General features: G+C 37.6%; 20 protein-coding genes, 1 pseudogene and 1 riboswitch. Of the genes and pseudogenes, 12 read left to right on the top strand and 9 right to left on the bottom strand.

Annotated elements, in window-relative coordinates; all coding sequences use genetic code 11:
* The first annotated feature begins 153 nt into the window (after positions 1–153).
* Entirely contained in the window at positions 154–738 is a 585-nt protein-coding gene (locus RCG17_RS03125) for a competence protein ComK (RefSeq protein WP_308173818.1), read from the top strand.
* Between the two features lie 67 nt (positions 739–805).
* On the opposite strand, the gene RCG17_RS03120 is transcribed toward RCG17_RS03125, so the two are convergent.
* Entirely contained in the window at positions 806–931 is a 126-nt protein-coding gene (locus tag RCG17_RS03120) for a bacitracin ABC transporter ATP-binding protein (RefSeq protein ID WP_308173817.1), read from the bottom strand.
* 204 nt (positions 932–1,135) lie between these two features.
* Positions 1,136–1,285, top strand: a riboswitch (cyclic di-AMP (ydaO/yuaA leader).
* A 197-nt stretch (positions 1,286–1,482) separates the two neighbouring features.
* On the opposite strand from RCG17_RS03120, the gene RCG17_RS03115 reads away from it, so the two are divergent.
* Positions 1,483–3,309: an APC family permease gene (locus RCG17_RS03115; protein WP_308173816.1), complete on the top strand. Its 1,827-nt coding sequence runs from the start codon at positions 1,483–1,485 to the stop codon at positions 3,307–3,309.
* A gap of 37 nt (positions 3,310–3,346) precedes the next feature.
* On the opposite strand, the gene RCG17_RS03110 is transcribed toward RCG17_RS03115, so the two are convergent.
* Positions 3,347–4,006, bottom strand: a complete 660-nt coding sequence (locus RCG17_RS03110; RefSeq protein ID WP_308173815.1) for a lysozyme family protein — start codon at positions 4,004–4,006, stop codon at positions 3,347–3,349.
* A gap of 283 nt (positions 4,007–4,289) precedes the next feature.
* Between RCG17_RS03110 and RCG17_RS03105 the strand changes: the two genes are divergently transcribed.
* The 9 genes from RCG17_RS03105 to RCG17_RS03065 all read left to right on the top strand — a co-directional run bounded on the left by RCG17_RS03105 (position 4,290) and on the right by RCG17_RS03065 (position 14,321).
* Positions 4,290–4,634: a hypothetical protein gene (locus tag RCG17_RS03105; protein WP_308173814.1), complete on the top strand. Its 345-nt coding sequence runs from the start codon at positions 4,290–4,292 to the stop codon at positions 4,632–4,634.
* A 161-nt stretch (positions 4,635–4,795) separates the two neighbouring features.
* Positions 4,796–6,721: a putative thiazole-containing bacteriocin maturation protein gene (locus RCG17_RS03100; RefSeq protein WP_308173813.1), complete on the top strand. Its 1,926-nt coding sequence runs from the start codon at positions 4,796–4,798 to the stop codon at positions 6,719–6,721.
* A complete protein-coding gene (locus RCG17_RS03095; RefSeq protein ID WP_308173812.1) occupies positions 6,721–8,661 on the top strand; it encodes a TOMM precursor leader peptide-binding protein in 1,941 nt (646 codons plus the stop codon). Before RCG17_RS03100 ends, RCG17_RS03095 begins: the two co-directional genes overlap by 1 nt.
* A gap of 14 nt (positions 8,662–8,675) precedes the next feature.
* Positions 8,676–10,247, top strand: coding sequence for a SagB family peptide dehydrogenase (locus tag RCG17_RS03090; RefSeq protein WP_308173811.1), 1,572 nt, complete (start codon positions 8,676–8,678; stop codon positions 10,245–10,247).
* Between the two features lie 214 nt (positions 10,248–10,461).
* Positions 10,462–11,169, top strand: a complete 708-nt coding sequence (locus RCG17_RS03085) for a YoaK family protein (protein WP_308173810.1) — start codon at positions 10,462–10,464, stop codon at positions 11,167–11,169.
* A 173-nt stretch (positions 11,170–11,342) separates the two neighbouring features.
* Entirely contained in the window at positions 11,343–12,122 is a 780-nt protein-coding gene (locus tag RCG17_RS03080) for an amino acid ABC transporter substrate-binding protein (protein WP_308173809.1), read from the top strand.
* Positions 12,123–12,198: 76 nt separating this feature from the next.
* On the top strand, positions 12,199–12,858 hold the full coding sequence (locus tag RCG17_RS03075; protein ID WP_308173808.1) for an amino acid ABC transporter permease: 660 nt from the start codon (positions 12,199–12,201) through the stop codon (positions 12,856–12,858).
* Positions 12,859–12,872: 14 nt separating this feature from the next.
* The gene (locus RCG17_RS03070; protein WP_308173807.1) at positions 12,873–13,619 is read left to right on the top strand and encodes an amino acid ABC transporter ATP-binding protein; all 747 of its coding nucleotides are present in this window, start codon (positions 12,873–12,875) and stop codon (positions 13,617–13,619) included.
* A 99-nt stretch (positions 13,620–13,718) separates the two neighbouring features.
* Positions 13,719–14,321: a methyltransferase gene (locus tag RCG17_RS03065; RefSeq protein WP_308173806.1), complete on the top strand. Its 603-nt coding sequence runs from the start codon at positions 13,719–13,721 to the stop codon at positions 14,319–14,321.
* Between the two features lie 61 nt (positions 14,322–14,382).
* On the opposite strand, the gene RCG17_RS03060 is transcribed toward RCG17_RS03065, so the two are convergent.
* The 4 genes from RCG17_RS03060 to RCG17_RS03045 all read right to left on the bottom strand — a co-directional run bounded on the left by RCG17_RS03060 (position 14,383) and on the right by RCG17_RS03045 (position 18,819).
* Positions 14,383–14,481, bottom strand: coding sequence for a YjcZ family sporulation protein (locus RCG17_RS03060; RefSeq protein ID WP_308173805.1), 99 nt, complete (start codon positions 14,479–14,481; stop codon positions 14,383–14,385).
* A 134-nt stretch (positions 14,482–14,615) separates the two neighbouring features.
* Complete coding sequence (locus RCG17_RS03055) at positions 14,616–16,904, bottom strand: nitric-oxide reductase large subunit (RefSeq protein ID WP_308173804.1); 2,289 nt, start codon at positions 16,902–16,904, stop codon at positions 14,616–14,618.
* Positions 16,905–17,076: 172 nt separating this feature from the next.
* Positions 17,077–17,328 (bottom strand): hypothetical protein, encoded by a 252-nt coding sequence (locus RCG17_RS03050; RefSeq protein ID WP_308173803.1) that lies wholly within the window; start codon positions 17,326–17,328, stop codon positions 17,077–17,079.
* A gap of 324 nt (positions 17,329–17,652) precedes the next feature.
* Positions 17,653–18,819, bottom strand: a complete 1,167-nt coding sequence (locus RCG17_RS03045; protein ID WP_308173802.1) for an MGDG synthase family glycosyltransferase — start codon at positions 18,817–18,819, stop codon at positions 17,653–17,655.
* Between the two features lie 678 nt (positions 18,820–19,497).
* Between RCG17_RS03045 and RCG17_RS03040 the strand changes: the two genes are divergently transcribed.
* Positions 19,498–19,635, top strand: a complete 138-nt coding sequence (locus RCG17_RS03040) for a hypothetical protein (protein ID WP_308173801.1) — start codon at positions 19,498–19,500, stop codon at positions 19,633–19,635.
* Between the two features lie 53 nt (positions 19,636–19,688).
* Here the strand turns inward: RCG17_RS03040 and RCG17_RS03035 are convergent, their stop codons facing one another.
* The 3 genes and pseudogenes from RCG17_RS03035 to RCG17_RS03025 form a co-directional block, all read right to left on the bottom strand.
* Entirely contained in the window at positions 19,689–20,252 is a 564-nt protein-coding gene (locus RCG17_RS03035; RefSeq protein WP_308173800.1) for a DUF2062 domain-containing protein, read from the bottom strand.
* 295 nt (positions 20,253–20,547) lie between these two features.
* Positions 20,548–21,162 carry a DedA family protein gene (locus RCG17_RS03030; RefSeq protein WP_308173799.1) on the bottom strand — a complete coding sequence of 205 codons (615 nt, stop codon included), beginning with the start codon at positions 21,160–21,162 and terminating at the stop codon, positions 20,548–20,550.
* A gap of 226 nt (positions 21,163–21,388) precedes the next feature.
* Positions 21,389–22,599: pseudogene (locus tag RCG17_RS03025) on the bottom strand (SLC13 family permease).
* Between the last annotated feature and the right edge of the window lie 79 nt (positions 22,600–22,678).

The following is a 22,678-nucleotide window of genomic DNA, read 5'->3' as shown; positions in this document are numbered from 1 at the left end:
AATATTTTGAAAAGTTTTATAATAGAGGACGGAAGAAAAAAAGGTTATCATAGATATAATTGTCACTGGCGTGCTGGAATCATTTATAGTACATAGATGTACTTTTGACAGCTAAAGACTAAGCCTGTAATTTCTTAGGGGGAAAAGTTTGCAATGTTATTAAAAAATTACTTTATAAATGAAAATACAATCCTTTTAACAGGTATACATGGACATCATGGTCAATTACAAACTTTGGTCATTGAGACTGGAAAGACTTTTCGAGTTAATAATACAGCGGAACAAATTCTGAATAATTCTCTAAAAAAAATGGGTACAACACTGAGGGGAGCACTGGATCATGCGAAAGCAAACTTAGGAAATATGAATATGTGTCCAATAAAAATGAATTCACAGGTTGGATTATATCTTTTCCCAAGTAAATCTCCCAAAAGGCCCGATTGTGTTTGGTTTTCATTAATCCATGTTAAAGGAGCTAAGGGTCTTGGAAAAAACAAAACAAAGGTATTATTGAGTCATGGGCATTCAATTATTGTTGATTGCACCATAGCAAGTTTTAAAACAAAGTTACACAGGGCATTCAAGTTAAGGAAAATGATTGCGGAAAATGAACATTGCCCAATTACCTTCTACCTAGAACCCAAAAGTGACAAGATAATCAGAGAGTCTGAACAAAAAGATCTGAATATGCTTAATGATGACCAAAAAGATATTTCAAGCGGACAAAATGAAAACTGAATTTAAAGGTTAAGACAAGATAAAAAGGGGAAGTTTAAAAAAGACTTACCGACCGCGGTAAGCTTGATTAAATTGAGGACTCATTATTTGGAACCTCATCGCTTTGTCCCTGATTTCCAAATTGCAAGTTGATTTCTTTAGCAATTTCATCTAAAAACTCATCTGATAATAAAGGGTTATTTTCTTTGAACATAACTTTATCCTCCTTTTTATTGAGGCTTTTCAAAGAATAGTTTGCACAAAAATTCGAATATCATACTATTATTATAAACGATTTCAAAAAAAAAAGATGGAATAAACAGAAATTTCTTTGAATTTTTTGAAACATTTATGTAATAAAGATAATTTTTTTATTTACATAAAAGGAATTTAGCAGTAATATTAACAACAGTTTCATATTTCTTTATCGCTTAATCCATAGGGAACGGGGGACCCATGTTTTGGTGTTCTGAATCACTAGGGGTGAATCCTATTTATAAATTAGGAAGGGATACTCTTTTGTCCCTAACCCGACAGCTAACCTCGTCAGCGTTTTAAGAGAGGAAGGTGGAGCAACTGAGGCTGCTTAATAAAAGTCACAGGGCTATTCTCTTTGCCTTGTGGCTTTTTTATTGTTCACGTTAACAATATGTCTATATTCTATTAGTGACTTTCTTTTTAGAAATGGGGCAAGCTAAACATTATCAAGTTTGTATCAGTACTTTACATTTGTATTTTTAAAGCTATTTATTGGTGGTGGAATGGGTGTTATCAGCAGTTAAAAGAGTTTTAATCGGAAGGCCCTTAAAATCAAAAGAATTAGGTGAACAGAGGCTTAGCAAAACAAAAGCTTTAGCGGTGCTCTCGTCTGATGCTTTATCATCAGTGGCATATGGTCCTGAGCAGGTTTTGATTGTTTTAGCGACAGTCAGTACGATCGCATTTTGGTACTCTATACCGATTGCAGTTGGCGTCTTAATCTTGTTGGCTGCTCTTATCTTATCATATCGGCAGGTTATTTTTGCATATCCGCATGGTGGCGGAGCATATGTCGTTTCAAAAGAAAACCTAGGCGAAAACCCAGGGCTAGTTGCGGGAGGATCTTTACTTGTCGATTATATTTTAACCGTAGCGGTTAGTGTCTCTTCGGGAACCGATGCCCTTACATCTGCATTTCCTAGCTTACTTCACTATAATGTAATAATTGCCTGCTGCCTTGTTGTAGTTATTACCTTATTAAATTTAAGAGGACTAACAGAATCAGCTACAATTTTAGCGTATCCAGTTTATTTATTTGTTTTGGCATTATTCATTTTATTTGGCGTTGGCCTTTATCATATTTTAACCGGGCATGTTCCAGCAAACCATCATTCGGCTCTTGGAACCCCTGTTGCAGGAATTGGGTTATTTTTACTACTTAAGGCATTTGCCTCTGGATGCTCGGCCTTGACAGGTGTTGAAGCAATCTCAAATGCGATTCCAAATTTCAAAAAACCTGAACCTGTAAACGCAGCAAAAACCTTAATAGCAATGGGCGGATTATTAGCCGTACTATTTGTTGGAATTGTTTATTTAGCGTACTATTATGGAGTTGCACCGAAGGCAACTGAAACAGTCGTTTCGCAAATTGCTAGGGAAACATTTGGAAGAAACTTTGTTTATTTCTTTATCCAAGGCACTACAGCATTAATTTTAGTTCTTGCTGCAAATACGGGGTTCTCTGCTTTTCCAATGCTTGCAGTGAATCTTGCAAAAGATAAGTACATTGCTCGGATGTTTACCATTCGGGGGGACCGATTGGGATATTCAAACGGAATTATTGCTCTTGCAGTAGCTTCCATCCTATTGATCATTGGTTTTAAAGGAAAAACAGAAAGTTTAATTCCCCTATATGCAGTAGGTGTATTTATTCCATTTACATTGGCACAGACAGGAATGTTCCTAAAATGGATCAGGGAAAAACCGCCCGGCTGGGTGGCCAAACTTATCACGAATTTGATTGGAGCTATTATTAGCGGTACTGTTATGATGATGTTCTTTATCACGAAGTTTACGCAAGTGTGGCCGGTACTGATCTTTTTACCAATACTTGTGTTAGTTTTCCACAGAATAAAAAGACATTATATAAAAGTTGGAAAACAGCTAAGCTTAGCAAATTGTGAACAACTTAAACCAATACAGGGAAATATTATCATCGTGCCTGTTGCTGGGATGACGCATGTTGTAGAAAACTCGTTGAATTATGCAAAGTCATTGAGACCTGATCAAATTATTGCAGTTTACGTAGCATTTGAAAGGGAAGATGAGAAAGTATTTGAAGAAAAGTGGAAAAAGTGGCAGCCGGATGTTCGACTAGTCACGTTACAGTCCTATTACCGGAGTATTATTCATCCATTAATGAAATTTATTGATACAGTGGAGCACAAGGCCAGTGAATCAAATTATAATGTTACTGTTATGATTCCGCAGTTTATTCCTAGAAAAAGATGGCAAAATATTCTTCATAACCAAACAAGCTTGCTTATACGTGCTTTTCTTATATCACGAAAAAATGTGGTTATTTCGACTGTTCCATTTCATTTAAGGGAATAGTTAAAAATGTAATCTAACGAAAAACAACCGATGGATCCTAGAAGGATTGCTCGGTTGTTTTTTTATTATCAGCCACTTGCTGGCTGACAGTTAATAATTGTATATTTTTCGATACCTTCGAACTATATGTGAAGTCACCATAACAGTAGGGGTAACGGAAATTGTTTTTATTTCCTCCACAGGTGTAAAGATTAGGTGCTTTTTGTACTTGGATAAGAGAAAAATTTTTAGCTAACTCTTCATTATGTTTGCCGCCGTGCTCTGCGATATAGTCAATATACCCTTTGCCCATATTGTAAGCCTGTATGATTGTGGCAAAATCGACATTTTTTTGTTGCCCATAAGTTAGGACCCGCTGAAACTGTTTAACACCAAGCTGAATGCTTTGGTATGGGTCTTTAATGGAATTGCGCGGGAGTCCTGCTGATTCGGAAGCCTGCATTGGGTCGCCGCCTCTTCCATGACTTTCCTGCTGCATTAACGCAACTAAAACGGTTGTGTAATTTTCTAAATGGTTTTTCGCTAACTCGTTATAGATGGTTGTACGATACTTTTTTACGTCTGTAAACGGATCTTTTTTTACCAGAGGAGTATGGTTTTGCATATTGGAAAGGGATATGATGGCAAAAAATGTACCTAAAAGCAGTAAAAACACGACGAAGCTGGAAATAGCATTTTTCCTTCTTCGTTTTTTCACTTCTACAATTCTCCTAATATTTATTCTTTATGAATATTATAATCGAAAACTAGCGTAATAGAGATAAAAAAATTGTTACGTTTATTTCAAAAATAAGAAAGGTCTTTTGCTTCATCAAGAAATAGGCATCTGTTTCAGTAACAAGGACCTAATCCTAATCATATTTTGGTGAAGAGAGTACATGTGGTATCAAGGGGTTCCTGAGTTCAAACAGATTACCTTCGTACTTCTCTCCCCTCGGGTGTGGGGTTATATTAGTTAGAAAATTAATGGGGAGGTAGACATGCAAAATTTTCAAAATGATTTACAAATGTTAGGGATGGATCACTATCAAGCCGGTGAGCTTGTTCCAATGGATCCGATGAGTCTGCAAACATTAGACGACCCTCGGCGCTGTGGACGTTGTGGCGGCTGCGGAGGTTTTGGTCGCTGCGGTGGTTTTGGCCGCTGCGGTGGCTTTGGTCGATGTGGCGGCTTCGGCCGATGTTTCGGCGGCTTAGGCTTTCCTTTAGGTTTAGGATTAGGTTTAGCTGCAGGCGGCTGTGGTGGCTGTGGTGGCTGTGGTGGCTGTGGCGGCTGTTATAGCTGTTATAATTGTTACTATGGCGGCGGTGTCGTGATCGTATAAAATAAGGAAATACCCCTGCGGCAAGTCTGCAGGGGTATTTTTCATGCGAAAAGCTGCATTGTCCGTCTAAATAAACAAACAACTTCTTTTAATCATATTGGACAAAGATTTTCACATACAATGTTAGTAGTTAAATAGGACAATTTGTTAGGAGGAATTGAATGACAGCGCTAAACTCAACTTCACGATTAAAAGTAAAAAGAGATACATTCTTTGTTCCTGATTTAAAGGGAGGAGTGTATTTCAGAAACAACGTAAACTCCTTCCGTTTGGAGGGCCAGACCATCTACCAATGGATTGAGAAACTCTTGCCGATGTTAAACGGGGACCAGACATTAGGTGATTTGACTCAAGGATTAACCATCCCATATCAAGAAAGAGTATATGAAATTAGTGAATTATTAGTTGAAAATGGATTTGTCAGAGACTTAAGTCTGGACCAGCCACATCACCTAGATAAAGACATTCTTGATAAGTATGCCAGCCAAATCGAATTTATTGAGAGTTTCACCGACTCTGCTGCCTTCCGTTTTCAGCAGTATCGACAGACAAAACCTCTGGTCATTGGAGCTGGTAGTATCGTAAACTCGCTGGTTTCTTCATTATTGGAATCTGGTATTTCGCAATGTGAAGTTATGGTAATAGAGTCTGATCCAACCAGTCAAGAGCAATTACTGAGGTTAGTAAAAAACGTCCAGGGCACCAATTTAGTGGTTAGAATAATTGAAGGTCCTTTCCAAGAAGAACCGATGGAAGAGTTTTGGCGGGAAAAGATCCTTCCATTTGATTGGGTGTTATACGCCGCAGAGGACTGCAACATTGAACAGCTGAAGGTAATAAATAGATTGTGTAAACAAGAAGGGAAGGCATTTATCCCAGCAATTTGTTTAGAACATGTTGGCTTGGCCGGACCACTTGTCATTCCTGAAGAAAAAGGCTGCTTTGAATCTGCTTGGCGACGCCTCCACCGTTCTGCTGTAAAACAATATGAGCAGCATCAAAAACTTTCCTCCACAGCTGCTTCGATGTTAGTGAATGTGGCAGTGTTTGAATTTTTCAAAAGAGTAACTGGTGTAGCCGATCATAATCAATGCAATCAAATCTACTTACTTAATCTTGAAACGCTGGAAGGCGGGTGGCAGGGTTTTATCACTCACCCAGAACCTGCTAAAAAGGATATTTCGTTGAAATTGGTTGAAGATTTGGAAGATATACTGGATAAAGAATTAAAACGAAACGAACCTCCACCTAACATTCTGGAGTATTTTACTTTGCTAACATCAGATACAATAGGCATTTTTCATTCATGGGAGGAAAGGAATCTTTCACAACTGCCGCTTTCACAATGCTTTGTTCAAACAGTTGATCCTTTGTCAGAAGGTCCTGCTGAATTACTGCAAGAAGCAATCTGTGGAGGATTTACACATCAAGAGGCCCAAAGGGAAGCTGGTCTGACGGGAATTGAAATGTATGTAACGAGGTGGATGGATCGTGCATCGGAAATACCTGAAGGCTTCCTTGGGATTGGTGCAGGAGAAACGGTCGGGGAGGCCATATGCCGGGGACTGCAGTCCTATTTAGATGAGCGTTTAAGAAACAGAAAGGACAAAAAATCGAGCATCAGCTATCGTTTGAAAATGGGAAGGATTGAAGACCGCAGATGCCGCTTTTATTTCCATGCTCTTACCACATTAAATGGCGTACCGTCTATAGGAATGGAAGAGGATTTGCACGGATTCCCTGTTATTTGGATAAGGTCAAAGGGAAGGCTCTACACCAAAGCTGGCTTAAATATTACTTTGGCTTTAAGAAGTGCTTTAAAGGAAGCCCTTTTAGACGCACAAAACAAAGTGAAAGTGAGTACACAGCAAATGCCTGAAGGAGCTGTTTTTCTAAAATTAAACGAATCAAAGCTTGAGATCCCTTCTTTTGAAGAAATAACGCATTTGGAGCTGTTGCGTTCCTCCGTTCAGGTAATTGAACAGGCTAAGAAACAACTAGTTGTCTATGATCTTTCCTTTGAACCATTTTTAAAAGAGGAACTGGGAGGGGTTTATGGCATTCAGCTCCAGGAGGGGGAAACCTGATGGGCGGCAGTGTTCTTATTGAAGGAACTGGATTATTAGCTGAGTATGTCAAAGAGCTTTTGTCTTCCAAATATAATGTCATTCATTGTAGAAAGTTAGAAGTAGTTCCAAAAGAAACGGAGTTTGCCCTCGTTTTGGATGATGCTTGGCACCCAGGATTATATCATAAAGCGGAAAAGATTTTCCGTACTGCGGCAGTGCCGTGGTTGCGTGCTTTTGTTTCGTTTGGCGAGGGAATCACTGGTCCGATTATTTTTCCAGATCAGCCTGGTTGTTCATCCTGTGCTGATCTAAGACGTTTAATTGCAGGACCAGACAGAAGGGAAATGTGGGAGCTTCAAAATAAACTCTCCTTAGTTAATACTACTATACCTGATGCATGGGCATCGCAGACTGGGTTAATGCAGATGGCTTTATTGATTAAAAGGGAAGTTCAGCGATTTTTTCATCGTGAATCTGATGGATTTTCTGGGCATATCTACATTACAAATTTGAAAACGTTAGATACATCTAAACACTTTTTTCTACCTGATCCACTATGTCCTGTATGTGGCAATTTGCCAGACGATTCACCTGAATTAGCAACAATAAAGCTGGAATCTAGCCTGAAAATTAAGGAGGATAGTTATCGCTGCCGTTCGATTGATGATTTGAAAAAAGTGCTAAGTAAAGATTATCTAGATTTTCGTTCAGGAATCATGAACTTTATGACCAGAGATAACTCCCTGCCTTTTGCAGATATCATTGCAAATATGCCCTTGTTTGGAGCAGATGAGGGAACAGCAGGGCGTACTCATTCCTACGAAATGAGCGCTGTAACAGCCATATTGGAGGGGTTGGAAAGATATTGTGGACTTGGGCCAAGAGGGAAAAAGCGTGTTGTTCGGGAAACATATCAGAATGTAAATAAAACAGCGATTAATCCCCTGACAGTAGGTATTCATGAACAGAATATGTATCGAAACCCACATTTTCCGTTTAAGCCCTTTAATCCTGAAGAACCAATGAATTGGGTATGGGGCTTTTCCTTATTACAAAACCGCCCTATTCTCGTTCCTGAATTACTCGCTTATTACAGCCTTGGGGATCGAGAAGGTTTTGTATATGAAACATCAAATGGATGTGCCTTAGGAGGAAGTCTCGAGGAAGCTATATTTCATGGTATTTTGGAGGTTGTTGAACGGGATTCATTTTTGCTGACTTGGTATGCCAGACTCCAGCTGCCGCGTCTTGATCTTTATTCTGCAAATGACCAAGAATTAGTGCTGATGGTTGAGCGGTTACGTGAGGTAGCAAACTATGATGTTTATTTCTATAATTCGACATTGGAACATGGTATTCCAAGTGTTTGGGGAATTGCTAAAAACAGAGGCACAAAGGGATTAAACCTGATTTGCGCTGCTGGGGCAAATCCCGATCCTGTTAATGCAATTAAAAGTGCAATGTTTGAACTGGCAGGAATGATGTATCGCCATGACGAGAAACTTGCACAAAATCGAACGAAATATGTAAGGATGCTGGATCATCCGTATGAAGTAGAGACGATGGAAGATCACGGAATGCTGTATGGATTGCCAGAGGCTGAAGAGCGGCTCAATTTTTTATTAAATGATACAAATACAATTCGAACTTTCGCAGACGAATTTAAGCCTCAGCCAAAGTACCAGGATTTAAAGGATGAAGTAAAAGAGCTTTTGGAAAGGTTTCGCCGCTTAAATCTCGATGTTATTGTAGTTGATCAAACCACACCCGAAACAAAACGGAACGGATTATTTTGTGTAAAGGTCATCATTCCTGGGATGCTGCCGATGACTTTTGGTCACCATTTAATTCGTGTAAGAGGTCTTGAACGGGTTCTTACTATTCCTTCGAAGCTTGGATTTACAAAGCGCACTTTAACCTATGAAGAGTTAAATCCGTATCCACACCCATTCCCATAATAAGGAGGTGGCAAATGAAACTTGATACCTTTTTATCCTATTTACATTTTGATGTGGAAAAAGCACTTCCGCAGAATTGGAAGGTAGATTGGGCTGATGCACCTTTGCCTTATAAATTGTATCGCGGGTTACCTGAATTTCCGCTATCTTCACCGATTTCTTTTTCACTGGAAGGAGGGGAAGACCTTTTCAAACCGAACATGGAAAGTATCGGTCAATTCCTCTGGTATGTGTATGGAATAACACAATATGCGCAAACAGCATTTACGGGAATAATCTCTGAAGGAAAATCAAGTTATGTTGGTCAATCATTGCGCCGATTTGTTCCATCCGGCGGTGCCTTGTACCCTAATGAGTTGTACGTTTATTTAAAGTTAACTGATATTCCTGAGGGAATTTATCACTATTCAGCTGCCCATCACAGCCTCGTTTTACTTCGGGAGGGGAATTTCGACTCCTACTTATCTAAAAGTCTGGGAAATGACATTAATATAACAGAATGTTGTGGAACTTTATTTGTTTCAACTGTTTTCTGGAAAAATTTTTACAAATATCATAATTTCTCGTACAGGCTGCAAGGGTTAGATGCAGGGGTGGTTCTTGGGCAAGCGCTGGCAGTGGCAGAGCGAATGGACATAAAAACAAGAATCTGTTATCAATTTTTAGATAGGGCGATCAATCATTTACTGGGACTTTGTGAACAGGATGAAAGTGTTTATGCCGTCATTCCCTTTGCCGCAAAACCAGTGAATTGTCAGGATGATAATAGAGATACAAGCTTTTCTTCTGATTCGTTATGTCAGGAGCTTCCTGAACTTGAAGCTACTGTTTATCAACGCTCAAAGAATATCATTGATTATCCTATGTTAAAGAAACTAAATGAAGCTGCGATGTTCCAATTAACTGAATCGTTTGTAAAGCTGAAGAAAGCCAAACGCAAGCAGTATGCCATTAGCATGGAATCGATTATGCTGCCATATACGGAGCCTTTACGGTATGATTTTGATTTGGTGTGCCGAGAGCGGCATTCTCAGGATCTTGATTTTCGAGCAGGAAATATAAGTCAAACTCAATTAGCGGCATTATTAAAAGAAACATTGTCTTATGCCTATAATAATGACTTGGCTGAATCAGGTGAGCTGCCTGAAAACCGAGTCAGTTTGTATGGTTGTTTTTCTAATGTTAAAGGTATACCTGATGGGGCCTATTCTTATGAAGAAAATGCTCATGCTTTAAGGAGAGTATCTACGGGGGATTTTCGGGAATATTTACAAAATGGATTAACCATGGATAATGTCAATCTGTTTCAAGTGCCGTTTTGCTTTCATATTGTAGGTGATAAAGACTTCTATATCGGGGAAATTGGCTACAGAGGATACCGGATTCAGCAAATGGAAGCGGGGATCGTCCTGCAAAGGCTTCTCCTTACTGCAGGTGCTTTAGGTTTCGGGGGACACCCCTTACTAGGATTTGATGTTAAATCATGTGATGAGCTTTATCACCTTAACTATATACAAAAAACCAGCTTAATACAGGTACCTGTAGGGCCATGCCGACCGCGGGCATGGTTAAAGGGAAGTATATAATGAAATTGTCTAAATTTAAAAAAGAACTTACAGTAAACCATAATGGGAACTGTAAGTTCTTTTTTAATGAAGTCGTCTATTTTATTTTTCAGAAAAGAATGTGATATGATTCTTTATTATATTTAGTTATAAGAGGCTAGCCAAATTTAGTGCATGACCTCGAAATTTGCTGGAAATTCTATTGAAAAGAGCTTTATTGCATGGGAGGACCATGGTGATAACATTTTATCGAAAAACTACGGGTGCTTGGAGGCAAAGATCCTTCGCACTATTAACCCCTGAATCAGTTGTGCTGGGTGTTTTAATGGCAGTAGTGGGCGGCTTTTTAGATGCATATACATTTGTCAGCCGAGATGGCGTATTTGCCAATGCACAAACAGGGAATTTCGTCCTGTTAGGAGTCGAAATGGCGCAAGGGAAATTTGAGCGAGCGTTCTTGCACATTCCCCCGATTTTAGCTTTTATCCTCGGGGCAGCAGTGGCTGAGACTTTTAAACTTTGGCAGGGAAAACGATTATTCCAAGCTCCCGGCCGAGCAGTTCTGCTTTTAGAAATGGTTTTACTGTTGATTGTTGGTTTTCTGCCAGTCGAGATTCCAAATATGTTCATAACCATTGTTATAGCGTTTGTGGCATCGATTCAGTTTTCAACCTTTCGAAAACTTTCCAAATGGAATTTCAATACGACAACAGTAACAGGGAATCTTCTAACGACGACAAAAGCAGCGTATTCTGCTATCTTTATTCACAACCAAGAGGGGGCTTATCAAGCAAAACGTTTTATCATAGTCCTATTTTCCTTTTTATTGGGAGCGCTGGTGGGAACCATATCAACATCCAATTTTGAGGCAAAGGCAATTTGGATCGCAGCAGGAATCCTTGCAATAGTAATCGTCTTATTTACTACATCAAGGGAATCGTGAAAAAAATATCTGTTTACAACATATAACTCTAAAAAAATCGAAATACCGACAAATTTTCACAGCATTTCCTTGTTTTTCAGCAAAAATTGGATTGTGGACTATGGTAACTGTATGTTACTATATTATAGTCAAATAATATGGTAACGTACTAAAGTAAAGGGGTTTTCATACAGATGAAGCGTATAATCACTATGATTCTAGTAATTGCAGCTGTTTTTTCCGTCATGGCGGGCTGTTCCTCTAAGACACCGACCACACAAGACAAAAAGACATTGGTTATTGGTGTTGATGATACATTTGCACCAATGGGTTTCCGCGATAAAAATAACAATCTTGTTGGTTTTGACATTGACTATGCAAAAGCAGCAGCAAAAAAAATGGGAACATCAGTCAAATTCCAACCAATTGATTGGAGCACAAAAGAAGCTGAGCTTAGCAGCGGGCGAATTGACCTAATTTGGAACGGATATACTATTACGGATGAGCGTAAAAAGAAAGTACTTTTCACAAAACCATATTTAAAAAATTCACAAGTAATTGTAACTCGTGCTGATTCTAACATTAACAAATTGGACGACTTATCTGGGAAAGTCGTTGGACTTCAATCACAGTCATCAGCTGCTGATGCTTTAAATGCAAGTTCAATTAAATCCAAAATTAAAACAGTAACAGAATATAAAACCAACGATCTTGCTTTAACAGATTTGAAAAATGGACGTTTGAATGCAGTTGTTATTGATGAAGTTGTTATTAACTACTACATGTCCCTTCAGAAAGATTCTTACAAGGTTCTTGGGGAGTCACTGGCTCCAGAAGAATATGGAGTTGGCGTGAAAAAAGGTAATGAAGCATTGTTGAATAAACTTCAAAAAGCCTTGGATGAGATGAATCAAGATGGCACTGCCGCTAAAATTTCTGAAAAATGGTTTGGTGCTGACAAGGTATTAAAATAAACTGTTTTAAACTTAAATTAGACAAAACAGGGTTCGCAAAATGTAACCCTGTTTTGTTTCGTGGAGGAACCTTTTTATGTCCTTAGATTATTTCCAATCTGTTATCATACCAATGCTGCAGGGAGCGATAACAACACTCTTCCTGTTTTTTATTGCTATAATCCTGTCCATTCCACTTGGCTTTTTGCTTACTCTATCTGTTAGAAGCAGATTCAAGCCATTAGCTTTGCTTGCTCAAGCCTATATTTATGTGATGCGCGGTACACCACTCTTACTGCAGCTTTTGGTTATTTGTTTTGGGTTGCCTATGATTCCTGGTATTGGACAATATCTTGTACTAGACCGTTTTGTTGCAGCTTGTTTAGGCTTTATCCTAAATTACGCTGCCTATTTTGCGGAAATTTTCCGTGGCGGCTTGCTTGCAATTGATAAAGGCCAGTATGAAGCATCCCAAGTACTTGGGTTGAACAGATGGCAGATGACGACAAGGATTATTCTGCCACAAATGTTCCGCATTGCGCTTCCAGCAGTGACAAATGAATCAGTAACATTGGTAAAAGATACTGCTTTGTTATATGCCGTAGCAGTTCCAGAATTGTTACACTTTGCAGAAACAGCAGTTAACCGAGATTTTACGATTATGCCTTACTTTTACGCAGGTTTGATTTATCTAATTATAACGTTTGTTTTAAGTATGTTTTTTAAATGGCTTGAACAAAAAGTTAAATATGAATAGGAGGGGTAGTCGATATGGCGATCATTGAAGTATCAAATTTAAAAAAATCATTTGGGATACATGAGGTACTAAAACAAATAACATTTCAAGTCAATAAAAATGATGTAGTTGCTGTGATCGGTCCCTCCGGTTCAGGGAAAAGCACGATGCTTCGAGGCTTGGTTCATCTTGAAGAAGTAAATGGAGGAAGTATCATTGTTGATGGAGATTATCTTGTTAAGGATGGAGTTTACTCTAAACCGCAAGAAATCAGGCAAATCACTTCGAAAATGGGAATGGTTTTTCAACATTTTAATCTTTTCCCACATTTAACTGTGAGGGAGAATTTGGAAGTTGCCCCTAAATTATTAAAAAGAGAGCCATTGGCAGACATCCAAAAACGGAGCACAGAGCTATTGGGAAAAATTGGACTTACAGAACGGGCTGATGCTTACCCGGCTAAACTTTCGGGGGGCCAAAAGCAAAGGGTTGCCATCGCACGTGCGCTAATGATGAATCCAGATATTATGTTGTTTGACGAGCCAACTTCCGCCCTAGATCCTGAATTGACTGGTGAGGTTCTTGAAGTTATGAAAGCTCTGGCGAAGGAACATATGACGATGATTATAGTCACTCACGAAATGGGCTTTGCTAAGGAAGTCGCAAATAAGGTAGTGTTTATGGATAATGGTGAAATCATTGAAGAGGGTCATCCTAATGATTTATTTACGAATCCAAAGTTTGACCGTACAAAAGAATTTTTGCATCGCAATTTAGGTTAGGCAATTAAAGTAACTCAAAAGGATTCAGAATGATTACGCAAAAAGCTCCTTGCCGATTGGGAGCTTTTCTTTATTAACTAGAAAAAGGGTGTTTGTCCAATGGATGAGCGGTTTTATGACGCAATGTTAAATGTTAAAACGACCGAAGAGCAAATGGGATTCAACCAATCCCTCCATTATCACCGTTATGAGCCCACTCCATACAGTGCTTTGAAGATGCTATTTCAAAAATATGAAATAAAAAGCTCTGATCGAATTGTTGATTTTGGCTGCGGAAAGGGACGATTGAACTTTTACATTCATTATTATTTTAAAGCATCCGTTGTGGGAATAGAGATGAATCAAAAATTTTATCAAGAAGCCCTGGAAAATAAAAAAAATTATTTAAAAAAACACAAAGACGGATTGGATAAAATATATTTTCACAACTATCTCGCAGAAGAGTACGATATAGGCCCGGAGGACACCTACTTTTACTTTTTTAATCCTTTCTCGGTCCAAATATTTACAAAAGTTGTGAATCATATTTTGAGATCAGCAGAGACTGAGAAACGAGAAATTACACTGATTTTATATTACCCATCAGCAGATTATATTTTTTATCTAGAAAACAACACTGCGTTTCATTTAAAGGATGAAATTATATTGCCTGGTCACTATGAACATAATCAAAACGAACGTTTTCTTATTTACTATTTATAAGTGAAAAACTCGGAGTTAAAAGACCCCGAGTTTTTACCAAAGGACTCCGCCTTCGGAAGTATTAATACCAACCATAACCTGCACCAACAATAATAAGTAAAATAAATAGGACAACGATTAAGGCAAATCCAGCTCCGGTTCCTCCTGCATAGCCACCCATACGATTCACCTCCCAATTGCCTTTACTGTATCGTATGGTAGGCAAAACATAATTGTTTGGACAGATGGCCTATATCTCGTAAAAAAGCCTTAAAATCAAAAAACTGGCCAAATTGACCGGTCCTTTTTAAGAACTTATATATCTTTGTTATTTGATTTAGGCGCATTGTCATAATCAAGGCGGTTATTGGTTAAAGACCAGCCTGTTTTAAGGCCTAAAATGAACCAGGTAAGTGCTAATGCTCCCAAGGCAAAAATAGTATCTCCGATGATTCGGAGCCAAACAAATAAATGAACAATGCTTTGTGACATAAATTCAGCTGAACGAGCATACCACATTCCGTGTTGGACACTTGCCCATGTCTGCATCAAGCCGATCGGCAAAAGACTGATTAAGATCATCAGAGCAAGGCCAATATTAATTGTCCAAAAGGCAAAAGATAAGGCACCTGTCTTCCATTCGCGTTTCACCGTCAGACCACGCAGGCAAAAGAGCATTAAACCGATCCCAAGCATTCCGTAAACACCAAATAAGGCAGCATGACCATGTACTGGTGTTGTATTAAGCCCTTGCATATAGTACAAGGAGATTGGCGGATTAATAAAGAATCCAAATAATCCGGCTCCTACTAAATTCCAGAAGGCAACCGCAACGAAGAAGAAGATTGGCCATTTATATGCTTTTACCCATGGCTTAGCACGGCTACGTGTAAGGTTTTCATAGGCTTCAAACCCGATAAAAACAAGGGGAACAACTTCAAGAGCACTAAATGCTGCACCATATGCTATTACCCCGGGAGCCGTTCCGCTAAAGTACAAATGGTGGAAGGTTCCAATGATTCCGCCGAATAAGAAAATAATCGTTGAAAACAGCACGGACGAAGTGGCTGTCCGCAGTCCCAATAATCCCATTCTTGTAAACAAGAAAGCCATAACAACGGTAGCAAATACCTCAAAGAATCCCTCGACCCAAAGATGGACAACCCACCAGCGCCAATACTCTGCAATTGCCAAATTACTATGCTGACCCCATAGTAAAGCGGGAATATAGAAAACAGGAATTGCAGCAGAAGCAAGTAAGAACAAAGCCAGAAGGTGTTTGCTTTCTTTTAAATTTTTAAAAGCTGGCATAATTGACCGGAGCATTAAAAATAACCATAGGAATAATCCAATTGTAAGGAAGATTTGCCAAAAACGGCCTGTATCCGTATACTCATAGCCCTGATGTCCGAACCAGAAGTTGGCTGTATGCCCTAATTTTTGTTGAACAGCAAACCACTGTCCAATCATTGAACCGGCAACAATAATGATCAAACACACAAATAAAAAATTCACGAAAAACCGTTGGAATTTTGGCTCATAACCAGATACGGCAGGCCCCATATACAAGCCTGTAGCAAGCCATGCTGTCGCAATCCATAATACTCCCAATTGAGTATGCCAGGACCTAGTAAGTGAGTATGGTAGCCATTTATCTAATGGAATCCCGTAAAAACCACTGCCCTCTACCGAATAATGACCTGTAATCGCTCCAAGTAAAACCTGTACAAGCCATAAGGCAGCCACCACCCAAAAGTATTTTTGTGTTGCTTTCATTGATGGTGTTGGTGATAAACCCAGGAGCGGATCTCTTTCTGGAAAAGTTTCATTGGCTTCATTATGTTTCTGGGTTGCATAGTACCATGCCAATCCACCAACACCGGCAAGAAGGATGACAAAACTTACAACAGACCAAACAACAATATCACCATTTGCCGTATTACCCACTAACTCTTCGTTTGGCCAGTTGTTCGTATACGTTATATCATCCCCTGGGCGGTTTGTTTCGGTTGCCCAGGTTGCCCACCAAAGAAAACTCATAAAGGAGCTCAAGCGGCTTTGGTCTTTAATGACATTCTTTGGCATCGCATAATCATTCCGTAATTTGTCAAACTTCGGGTCATCTGTAAATAGTGAAGCATAATATTTGCTCACATTAGCAGCTGCCTGGGCCCTAAGTGGTGAAATGGTAATGATGCCTGTTTTTTTATCATACGTATTTTTTCGCACTTCATTTTTCAGTCTTTCTTTTAAGGCTGCTTTGGATTCAGCGTTAAGTGATGAATATTTCTTTCCAAAATCCTTTACAGCCCAGCTATTAAGCATCCATAAGGATTCATTGTGAAGCCAATCTGCTGTCCAATCTGGGGCAACATAGGCTCCGTGTCCCCAGACACTTCCTAATTCTTGACCGCCGATTGATTGCCACACATTTTGTCCTGTTTCAATATCCTCCTTGGTATAAAGCACGGTGCCATCGGTTGTGACAACCTTATTTGGAATCGGTGGTTCCGAATAAATAAGTCGTCCACCGTAATAGCCAAGCACGGCAAAAGAAGCAATAAAAACAATAGCAAGACTGATCCATAGCTTTCTATAACTCATAAGTATACCTCCTTAAATATTTCTCAATCTAACTTTAAAATTGCGATCGAAATTTAAGATTCCCAAAAAGTAAATTAAAATTCCTTTTTCATGATAAGTTGGTAAATTTAGTTTATTGCGGTTTTAGGGGGATTAAGAAAAGCTGCCTTGTGGCAGCTTGGGCATATGGAGTTTATGGGGTTAAATTGGGTTCTTGATCAAAGAAGCCTAGTGCATACTTTACTCCTTCATGAATATCCCTTGTTTCATAGGCGGTTAAGTCATCAAAGCTAATTTTTAATCGAACATCTTCTAATTCATAACCGCTATCTAAATCGATCGTTAACAGGACTTCATAACCATCCTCATTGACACTCGTTTGAATAATGTTGAAGGTTTGAATCGATGTACCTGTTTCATACTTGAATGGTTCTAAATCTGCCATCAAATCACCGCCAATATTTTCTGCAAAATAAACACAACAACCTTATTATATCCATCCTTTTAAATTTCATTTAAATAAAAAGAAGTACATGATTGAACATGTACTTCTAGAATGCTTATATAATATTATTGGTTTATTGACTTTCAACAGGTCTGTTGATTGGCACTCCAGGACCTCCCCGCGGAAAGCGAGTGCCCGGAGCGGAAATCAACAGGCCTATTTGCATGTACATTTAGTTTAGATACGGATAAAATAAAAAATTGCCGAGAAAAATACCTTTCTCGACAATCAGGAAGTAAAATGATTGAACATGTACTTCTTTCCTCATATACTTCTCTTTAATCTATTTGCAACATAAGCAATTGAAAGTTTTTTTACAGGTACATAATATTCTGTTGTCTCAATCTGACCTAGGAATTTCAAGATGTCGTTTGCTGCATTTCTATTTACAAATTCCCGTTGGGATTGTATGATTCCCTTTAATTTTTCACCATCATTTGCGAGTAAACCATCGACAACCAGATTTATATGGGCGGCATCTTTACAAATAACACCCAAGTTGTTGTTTTGAGCAAAGAGGGGGTTGTCCTTTTCTTGCCCAGGCAATGCACCTGTAATGACAATTGGCAGGTTAGAAGAAATTGCTTCAAACATGACATTTGGACTGCCTCTTGTAATGGCAACATCCGCTGCAAACATATATTCTTGAATGTTTTTAACAAAACCCAAAATTTCTACTCTGTCTCCAAATCTGGCCAAAAGAGAAGTTTCAAGTTGTTCTTTTAATTTTTCATTTCTTCCTGCGACAATAGTAACGGAACAATCGAAGTTGCTTAGAAGGTTTTCAGCGATTACGTTCATATTTCCTACACCTTCACCGCCGCTCATGATTAAAAAGTTTAATCCATTTTCTTTTCTGAATGACCTTATTGTTTCGCGGTAAAATCTTTGCCGAACCGGAAAGCCTGTTACCTTTATTCTTTCTTCAGGAACACCAAATTCCAAGCATTTTTCCTTTGCCTCTTCTGTAGGACTAATAATGAAATCAGCTCTTGGATCAGCCCATAATGGGTAAATATTAACTAAATCAGCGATAAGAGTGACAAAAGGTATATTTATATTCTGTTTTTCTAAAATATTAATAACGGAACCATTAAAGTTGGGATGAATGGATAAAATCAAATCAGGTTTTAGCTGATCTAACAAATTTAATAATTTGTGTTTAATCATAGTCTCAATAAATCTATCGACGAGAAAGGAATTAAACGCTGAAAAATGCCAAATCACTTTCCACAACTGTTCAGAGAATCTTGTGATAGGTCCATAGGATTTTCCAATACCTAATAAAAGCTTACCACCTAATGCAAACCCATCGACAACATGTAATTCAACAGTCTTATCCATGCCAATTTTTTCAGATAAGGATTCAGCAATACTCTTGTGTCCATGACCAGTATGATCAGAAGAAATAACAAGAATTTTTTTACGCATAGTATCAAACCTTTCTCAACAAACAAGTATCTATCTATAATAACAAAAAATCTTTACGTCTTAAGTTGGATATAAAAAAACAATTAATTCATCCGTAAAAAAGTACTCTAAGAAAAAGACTACGGGTATCCAAAGAAAGTTCATTGTATTTTTATATTTATTTTTAAACAAAAGAAAAAGACCATGAACTCAAGGTCTTTAAAATATTTTCTTAAATGGTACAAGTCTAACATTAGTTCATTAAACTGATTGCATTATATCATTTTAAAAAGGGTAACAGCAAGGGTTAATTGGCATACAGCATGGGTTTATAGGGAGACAGCACGGATTTACTGGAACGCAACAAGGCTCATAAGCGGGAAAACAACAAGGGTTGTAGGCAGGATAGTGGCATCCATATTCAACCTGCGGCTGGACGGGGGTATAGGATGGCATTATAGGTTGCGGCTGTACTGGGGGTGCAACAGGAGCGCTAACATAGGGTTGACTGGTGACTGTTGGCGCAGTCACGTAAGCTTTCTTTTCCATTTCAATTCCTCCTCTACTTTCATTACAAAATAATCTATGTTTTTATACGCTAAAAGAATAGACAATAACCTAAAGTTGAAAAAGAAAACAGTTTTGGTTAGTCATTCATGGATTCGGAAAAGATATTGAATGTAAGAAGGGAGGATTTACATGAAGGAGAATAAGGAATTAAAGTTAAGCTACGAATCAGATGGCAAAATGGGTGAACAAAAAAAGAGAAAAATAACAATAAGGAACATAAAGATTTTTTTAATACCACACCATCCTCCGAATAAAGATCTAGTCTAAATGAAAAAGGCCTTCCAAAAAAGCGGAAGGCCTTTACAATAAGCATTTTTCATTTAAATATAATTTTTATTCACTGTTTTTGCACGTGGGACATGCTTATCGTGACTTTTTTTTAGCCTTCGCATTCTTTCTTTTTCGTAGAAGACATGGACGACAAAGTAGGAAATAATACCTAATACTGTACCTAAAATGGACATTCCGATTAACATATGAATCCCCCCATGGAGGAGACTAATTAAACCTCGTAAATCACCATGTAGTAAGGCTTGAAAAGAAAAGGATGTACCATGAGCTAATTTAACATTCATAGGAAAGAGCATTTTCCCAAGCTGTTTTGCAAAAGGCAGCAGAAGAACGGGGAGAAAGGAAAGTTTTCCAATTACATTACCAATAATCGCAGCCGGTAAAGAACCTTTTGCTAAACGGACAATGGGTACAAACAATATATAGATAAGTGAAGCGGTTGATATTACTAACATTTCTAAGCCAAAGCCAAGAGCAAATCCCAGAGCGACCTTTTTTGCTCCGCCAGGTGAGCGAAGAAGCTTAATAAAATTCAACCTGAAGACACGGGCAATCCGTTGAAAAAAATTATATTTTTTTTGTTTTATGCTCATATGGTAATCCCCTTTATAAACACATATGTTAATTTATATTCTATATTAAACCTAGCCTATTTAACCACTCAAAAGTTCCCGTTTTTTATATTTTTATTTTTTGGAGCTTAATAAACTATTTTATGCAGTTTTAACCTCTATATTAATATTGTATACCATTTTTACAAATGGTTTAATCTCAAATTTAAAATTTCCAAATTCTTTTTTTACAATTATTAAACTTTATTGAAAAACATAAGGTGAATAACAAAAAAAATAAAAAAACGAGAGTATTTCTCCCGTTTTTGTCTTTAATTTATTCAAAAGCTCCTTTGGTATTGACTGTTCTTTTTCTTTTTTTCCAATAAACAAGTCCAAAAATTAATAGAAGCATAACCGCAGGAATGATCAAAATTCGGTTTTTCATCAGATAAAAAGCGAAAAACCTCCACTTCTCGCCAAGTAATTTTCCTAATGTGATAAAGGTAAAACACCAAACTATCGCCCCTGAATAAGCATATATGGCAAATTTTTTAAAGGAATAACTATTGATACCAGCTAAATAAGCGGTTACATGACGGACTCCAGGAATAAAGTAACCAATGAAAAGTAGGGTAGGGCCGAATTTAGCAAATAAAGCTTTGGTTTTATTAATTCTTACATTTGTAATATGAAACTTAGGACCAAATCTTTGTAAAAAAGGCAAACCTAATTTAATTCCAAAGAAATAGCTGAGTGAAATTCCGCCAAAGGCCCCAATAAAAGCACTAAACAAGGATGGGAGATAGGCCATTTTCTCTTGAAAAACGTTATACCCCACGTATGTGAGCAATACTTCATCTGGGATTGGGAGGCCAATAATACCACCAAGTAAAGCAATGATAATGCCAAAATATCCGTAGTGTTCGAGTAGAAAATTAATATGCCCCAAATTTTTCACGTCCCGGCGTTATAAATCATACTTATTTAAGAGTTCTTTGAATAGGAGTTCCAAAGATAATATATGCTAATAGTTCCAATCGTATTAAAAGTGAGTCCAAGAAATTTTAATTATTTAGAAGTATAACGTCCCATAAAAGCAAGTGCAAATTCTTTTAGAGTAAAGGCTGTGTTAAAGGTAATTGTTGACTTTTTAACGCTTTTGATTAGAGCGGAAATCAACAACTAAGTTTAACACAGCCATAGTAAAACGGAGCCTTATTCTTATATAAGATTGAGAAATTTTTTAAAAGAATATATTGAATGATCGTTAGAAAAGCCAAAAAAGAAAAATTATAAAGACTAAATTTAACCAAATAGATTTTACTTTCCTTTGGTTTCTTTATGTTTACAATCCGATAGGAAATGACACTTGCTAATGAAGCAATAATGGTTCCGAGACCACCTATATGTACACCGATTAACAATGGCTGCCAGTTTTTTGAAAAAATTGGATAATAAAATAGTTACGGGTACATTACTTATAAATTGACTTAAAAAAATGGAACTGAAATAAACAGAAGTGGAATTTCTTAAGCTCTCACTGGCTAAAGAATGCACTATATCGATATTTGATATATTTCCTACAAAAATAAAGAAACAGACAAACGTAATTAATAAAAGATAATCCAATTTTTTTAATAAATGAAAATCCAAAATACATGCAGTTACCAAAACAATGATCAATACAAGCTTGTAACTAAGCAGTCCAAAAATGGATGCGATAATCAAAAAAAATACAATCACCAACCCATATTCCTGCTTTTTTTCTATTTTTCATTGGTGGAATAGCAAGCTCCACCTTTAACTCCTTACTTTTAAATCTCAGTATTAAATATGCCAAAGATAGGGTTCCCATAATTGCTAGTAACAAAATGGTTGAAAAAAACTGTTGGGGCCGAACATCAAAGTGAGAAAAAATAAACAAATTTTGCGGATTTCCCATCGGTGTAAGACTGCTTCCAAGATTGGCAGCAATGGTCTGTAATATAACGGTCTCCAAAATATTTATCTCTGCTTTTTTACCGATAGTTAAAGTCAATGGGACAAAAGTGAGAAGTGCTACATCGTTTGTTACAAACATAGAGCTAATAAAAGATAAAAGAATGAGAATTCCTGAAACTTTTCTACTGGTATGGCACTTATTTAAAATCAAAATGGCTAATTGATCTAATAGCTTTAGTTCTTCAAATGCTTTTACCGCAAGCATTAAATTAAATAGACTGATAAGGACCTTAAAATCAATATATTCGAGCTTTGGAGTATGCAAAAAGCAACTCAAAATTGCTAAAGTAAGTGAGATTGTAAACAAAATATCCTTTTTGAAAAAGGTAATGCTTAAATTAAATTTTAATTTTAGTTCATTATTTCGATAGATAAGCTCTTTCATGTTTAACCACCGTTATATTTTTGATCTGTATCAAGCCCAAGAAAAAAAGAGCAATTTCGATGCTCTTTATGATTTCTGT

This window comes from Neobacillus sp. PS3-12, assembly GCF_030915385.1.
Taxonomy (GTDB): domain Bacteria; phylum Bacillota; class Bacilli; order Bacillales; family Cytobacillaceae; genus JAEVLT01.
This window is presented reverse-complemented; position numbering and strand designations above follow the sequence as displayed.